At 66.3% G+C, this 4936-nt stretch carries 5 protein-coding genes (1 of these 5 running past the window's edge); 3 read left to right on the top strand and 2 right to left on the bottom strand.

Annotation, left to right across the window (positions count from 1 at the left end; translation table 11 throughout):
- Positions 1-14 precede the first annotated feature (14 nt).
- On the top strand, positions 15-1205 hold the full coding sequence (locus K728_RS0112525) for a cation:proton antiporter (protein ID WP_019483563.1): 1191 nt from the start codon (positions 15-17) through the stop codon (positions 1203-1205).
- 39 nt (positions 1206-1244) lie between these two features.
- Here K728_RS0112525 and K728_RS0112520 read toward each other — a convergent pair whose 3' ends face one another.
- A complete protein-coding gene (locus K728_RS0112520) occupies positions 1245-2069 on the bottom strand; it encodes a siderophore-interacting protein (protein ID WP_024476930.1) in 825 nt (274 codons plus the stop codon).
- 168 nt (positions 2070-2237) lie between these two features.
- Here K728_RS0112520 and K728_RS0112515 point away from each other — a divergent pair, with 168 nt between their 5' ends.
- A complete protein-coding gene (locus tag K728_RS0112515; RefSeq protein ID WP_024476929.1) occupies positions 2238-2969 on the top strand; it encodes a mycothiol-dependent nitroreductase Rv2466c family protein in 732 nt (243 codons plus the stop codon).
- A gap of 5 nt (positions 2970-2974) precedes the next feature.
- Here the strand turns inward: K728_RS0112515 and hutH are convergent, their stop codons facing one another.
- Positions 2975-4552 carry a histidine ammonia-lyase gene (hutH, locus tag K728_RS0112510; protein ID WP_024476928.1) on the bottom strand — a complete coding sequence of 526 codons (1578 nt, stop codon included), beginning with the start codon at positions 4550-4552 and terminating at the stop codon, positions 2975-2977.
- A 68-nt stretch (positions 4553-4620) separates the two neighbouring features.
- Between hutH and K728_RS0112505 the strand changes: the two genes are divergently transcribed.
- Positions 4621-4936, top strand: the beginning of a protein-coding gene (locus tag K728_RS0112505) for an IclR family transcriptional regulator (RefSeq protein WP_443110976.1). The gene runs 428 nt beyond the window's last position; 316 of the gene's 744 nt are visible here — the first part of the coding sequence; the start codon lies at positions 4621-4623; the stop codon falls past the right edge of the window.

The raw sequence follows: 4936 nt of genomic DNA, 5'->3' as shown, positions 1-4936 counted from the left end.
CGGCTGAGGCTGGTTTGGAGGCCAGCAGCGCACTGACACTAATCGAACTGGGGGCGGTGTTCTTCTGCCTCGGTGTCCTTGGACGGCTTGCCGGTCGAATTGGTCTCTCTCCCATACCGCTCTACCTCCTGGGCGGGCTGTTTTTCGGCAACGGTGGATTGATCGAGCTGGAGGGGCTCAACGAATTCAGTGAGATCGCCAGTGAAATTGGTGTGATCCTGCTGCTGCTCATGCTGGGCCTCGAATACACGGCCAAAGAACTGGTGACCGGGCTTCGCCAGTCCTGGCTCTCCGGCGTCCTGGATATCGTCCTGAATTTCACGCCCGGAGCCGTGGTCGCCCTGCTGCTGGGCTGGGGCCCGGTGGGGGCGATGGTGATGGGTGGCGTGACCTACATTTCGTCGTCCGGCATTGTGGCGAAGGTGCTCACCGACCTGGGCCGGCTGGGTAACCGGGAAACCCCGGTGATCCTGTCACTGCTCGTGTTCGAAGACCTGGCGATGGCCGTGTACCTGCCCATTCTGACCACCGTCCTGGCCGGCGCGAGTTTCGCCGGTGGCATGCAGTCGGTGGGAATCTCCCTCGTCGTCGTGACCGTGGTGCTCATCATTGCCCTGCGGTTCGGGAACGTGGTCTCAGCGGTGGTGGACAGCAAGGATCGTGAGGTTTTCCTCCTGACCGTGCTCGGTGCGGCTCTTCTGGTGGCTGGCGTTGCCGCGGCAATGCAGGTGTCCGCCGCAGTCGGCGCGTTCCTGCTCGGCATCGCGATTTCGGGAGCGACAGCCACCAACGCCACCCGTCTGCTCGAACCCCTGCGGGACCTTTTTGCAGCAATCTTTTTCGTCGTGTTCGGTCTGAACACCGACCCTGCGACGATTCCCCCGGTGCTCGGCGTCGCGGTCCTCCTGGCCTTCATCACCGCCCTGACGAAGATCGGGACAGGGTGGTGGGCCGCACGGCGGCAGGGGGTAGGTCGGCTGGGCCGTGCGCGGGCCGGCGTGGCGCTGATTGCCCGCGGTGAGTTTTCGATTGTGATCGCCGGGCTGGCTGTCGCGTCGGGCGCCGTGACCGGGGAGTTGGCTGCCCTGGCCACCGCATATGTGCTGCTAACCGCGATTATCGGTCCCGTTGCGGCCCGCCTGGTCGAGCCGGCGATGGGCTTGCTGCAGCGCAAACCCCGTCCCGAGCCGCTTCCCGCGGGCTAGCGGCCACAAGTCCTTCGTGCACTCCGGCACGGATACGGCTCAGTCGAGGATCTTGCCGACCGGTTCCCGCTTTTCAGCCTGGAACCGGTCCTCGGTCCGTCCCAGCGCCCAATAGCCCGACAGTGATACCTGGCTGCGGTTCAGGCCGTGCTCCACGAAGAAGACATCGCGGAGCTGCTTCATGGCCTCCCGCTCCCCATGCGCAAAAACCTGCACCCGGCCGGTGCGCCACCGCGCCTGCCGCACAGCCGCTGCCAGCAGGGTGCCCGCGGTGGTCCCGCGGCGGTACAGCCAGACGAGGTCAACACCCGGAGGAGCGGTGAGGTCCTGGTGGTCGGCGTCGTCTTCCACCTCGATGAAGGCCAGCCCGACGGCGTCGGCCGGGAGTGTTTCCAGCGCCGCGGCCACAGCGGGCATGGCAGTTTCATCGGCGGCGAAGAGGTGCCAGTCGGCGGTGGTATCGGGAGCGTACCCGCCGCCGGGACCGGTCACCACCAGGGTGTCTCCCGGCTGGGCCGCGGCCGCCCACGGTCCGGCAAGCCCCTCGTCGCCATGCACCACGAAGTCGATGGCCAGACGCTGCGCGGCGTAGTCCACCCAGCGCAGAGTGTAGGTCCGGGTGACGGGAAGGTCGGCGGGGTCGAGTGTCTCCCGGAGTGCCTGATGATCGTACGGGGGCACCAGACCGAGTTCGGGCCTGGCGAAATGGATCTTCACGTACCTGTCGGTGAACTCATTGCGCCCGAACGCGGTGAACCCCTCGCCCCCCGCCACCACCCGCACCATGGCTGGGGTCAACCACTCGGTGCTCTGGACAGTCAGAACAGTCTGCGGCTTGGGTTTGCGCACCGGGGCAACGCTCATGGGGTCGAACTCCTTTAGCTCGTAGGGAACCGGGTTCCGGGCCCCGAAAACAGGTAGTTTGACCCTACCCCGACCCGTAAAAACGCCTGACCAGCTATGTACTAATTAACTGCATCCAAGGGGTGCATGATGGTTGACCTACGTGCAGAGGCACTTTAACGTTGGGGCGTGAGCGACGCCGACATCAACTTTTATTTCGACCCCGTCTGCCCCTTCGCCTGGATGACCAGTAAATGGGTCCGCCAGGTGATGGGCCAGCGGGACTACGCGGTTGAGTGGCGATTCATTTCGCTACGGTTGATCAACTCGCACCTCGACTATGCCTCGCACTTCCCGCCGGAATACGAGGCCGGGCACACAGCAGGGCTCCGGCTGCTCAGGGTGGCCGCACGTGCTCGCGTCGAGCAGGGACCAGAGGCGGTGGGAGCCTTCTACGCCGCCTGCGGCAAGCACATTTTCGAATCGGACCCGGTTCCCGACGACGGCGATCCGGCCGTGGACCGTCGTGGCACCCGTGCGTTCGCTGAACAGATCCTGGCCAGTGCCGGGCTGCCTGCCGACCTGGCTGCTGCGCTCGACGACGCAGGGTTCGACAGCCTGATCCAGTCCGAAGGTGATGAAGCGCTGGCCCTCACCGGCAAGGATGTGGGCACCCCGATCATCCACTTCAAGCCGCCCACGGGGGTGGCGTTTTTCGGCCCGGTCATCAGCCGTCTGCCCAGCGATGACGAGGCAGTCCAGCTGTGGGACCACGTCGTCGGGTTGGCTGGCTTCGCCGGGTTCGCAGAGCTGAAGCGCAGCCTCAGAGAGCGTCCACAACTCCCCGCACTGGGCGTTCCAGCCGGGGACACCGGTGTTCAGGAGGACTGGCACGGCGGTAGCCGCCGGACCAAAAAGTAGGTGGCCTAGGCCAGCGCGTCGCCCAGCGCATCCTGCACCGCGGTGAGCAAAGATCCGTTGTCCACCAGGACACGAACCGCCTCAATCTCCGGCGCCAGGTACCGGTCGGTGCCAGGTCCTTCGACCACCTGACGGACGGCCGCGCGCACCGCGTGCGGCCCGACTGCACTGCGCGAGGTGGCCAGACCGCCGTCGCGCATGTCCAGGGCACGCGCCGAGGTGAGGATCTCGATGGCCAGCACCCGCGTCAGCCCGTCCAGTGCGCGGCGGAGTTTGAGACCGGCTGACCAGCCCATCGACACGTGGTCTTCCTGCATCGCCGAGGAGGGGATGGAATCCACTGAGGCGGGGTTTGCGAGCCGCTTCAGTTCGGACACAATCCCGGCCTGCGTGTACTGGGCAATCATGTGGCCGGAGTCGACACCCGGATCATGCGCAAGGAACGGGTTCAGACCGTGGTTGCGGGCCTTGTCCAGGAAACGGTCGGTGCGGCGTTCGCTCATGGAAGCCACATCGGCGACGGCGATCGCCAGGAAATCGAGTGCGTACCCTACGGGGGCGCCATGGAAATTGCCGTTGGACTCCACCCGACCGTCAACGGTCACCACCGGGTTGTCGATGGCCGATCCCAGTTCGATGGCAGCCACCGATTCGACGTAGGCAAGCGTTGACCGCGCGGCGCCATGGACCTGCGGGGCGCAGCGCAGCGAATAGGCGTCCTGCACCCGGGTGCTGCGGTGTTCGCTGAGTTCACTGGCCGAATGCTGCTGGATCAGCGGCGACCCCGCCAGGAGCCGGCGGATGTTCGCGGCCGAGGATATCTGACCCGGGTGGGGGCGGAGCGCGTGGATATCGGCGGCAAACACGCTGTCCGTTCCGAGGAGTCCCTCAACGCTCATGGCCGCGGCGAGATCGGCGGTTTTCAGGAGCCGGTGGAGGTCCGCCGAGGCCATGATCAGCATGCCGAGCATCCCGTCAGTGCCGTTGATCAGGGCGAGCCCTTCCTTTTCGCGCAGCTCCACCGGGGTGATTCCCGCGGCGGCCAACGCCTGCGCGGCGGGCAGCAGGACGCCGTCGTTGTCCCGCACGTCCCCCTCACCCATCAGGGCGAGCGCTATGTGCGAGAGCGGGGCCAGGTCGCCGGAGCAGCCCAGCGACCCGTACTCGCCAACCACGGGCGTGATGCCCGCGTTGAGGAGTGCGGCGTAGGTCCGGGCCACCAGCGGGCGGACCCCGGTGCGTCCGGTAGCCATCGTCGACAGCCGCCCGAGCATCAGGCCGCGCACCACCTCGCGGTCCACCTCGGCGCCGGAGGACGCGGCATGGCTGCGGATCAGGCTTCGCTGCAACTGGGTGCGCTGCGCCACCGGGATATGCGTGGTGGCCAGGGCGCCGAAACCGGTGGACACGCCGTAATGAGGAATGGGGTCGTTGACCAGCTCCTCGATCACCTGCCGGGACGCTTTCATCGCGAGGATGGACTCCTCAAGGATGCTGACCTTGGCGCCATGCCGCGCCACCGCGACGACGTCGTCCGGCCGAAGGGCGCCGACGCCCACGTTGACGGTCTGGGTACTGCCCACCTGAGACCCGCTTTCACAAGAAGTCTTGCCAATGAATGAAAAGAGCGTTTCAATAAGTGAAATGCATTATGACCAGCAATGCAAGACCCAGCGTCAAAAGGAGGCACCAGATGGCCGACGCATCGACCCGCACCGTTGAACGCGCGTTACTCCTCCTCGGCACCGTGTGTGACCGGGGTGTGGTCAGCCTGGCCGACGCCGCCCGGGACGCCACGCTCTCAGCCTCCACAGCATTGCGACTGCTTCGCACCCTCGAGTCCACCGGCTTCGTCCGGAAGGACGACGACGGGTACCGGCCGGGGATGCGCATCGTCCAGCTCGGCGCCCAGGCGCTCAGCCACGAGTCCCTGGTCTCGCTGGCGGGGGCAGCCCTGGACCGGCTGG

This window comes from Arthrobacter sp. CAL618 (assembly GCF_000468215.1).
Lineage (GTDB): Bacteria > Actinomycetota > Actinomycetes > Actinomycetales > Micrococcaceae > Arthrobacter_D.
This window is presented reverse-complemented; position numbering and strand designations above follow the sequence as displayed.

Excerpts from the sequence above, each read along its gene's own strand:
- K728_RS0112520 (WP_024476930.1), bottom strand. The coding sequence starts at position 2,069 with ATGAGCGTTGCCCCGGTGCGCAAACCCAAGCCGCAGACTGTTCTGACT.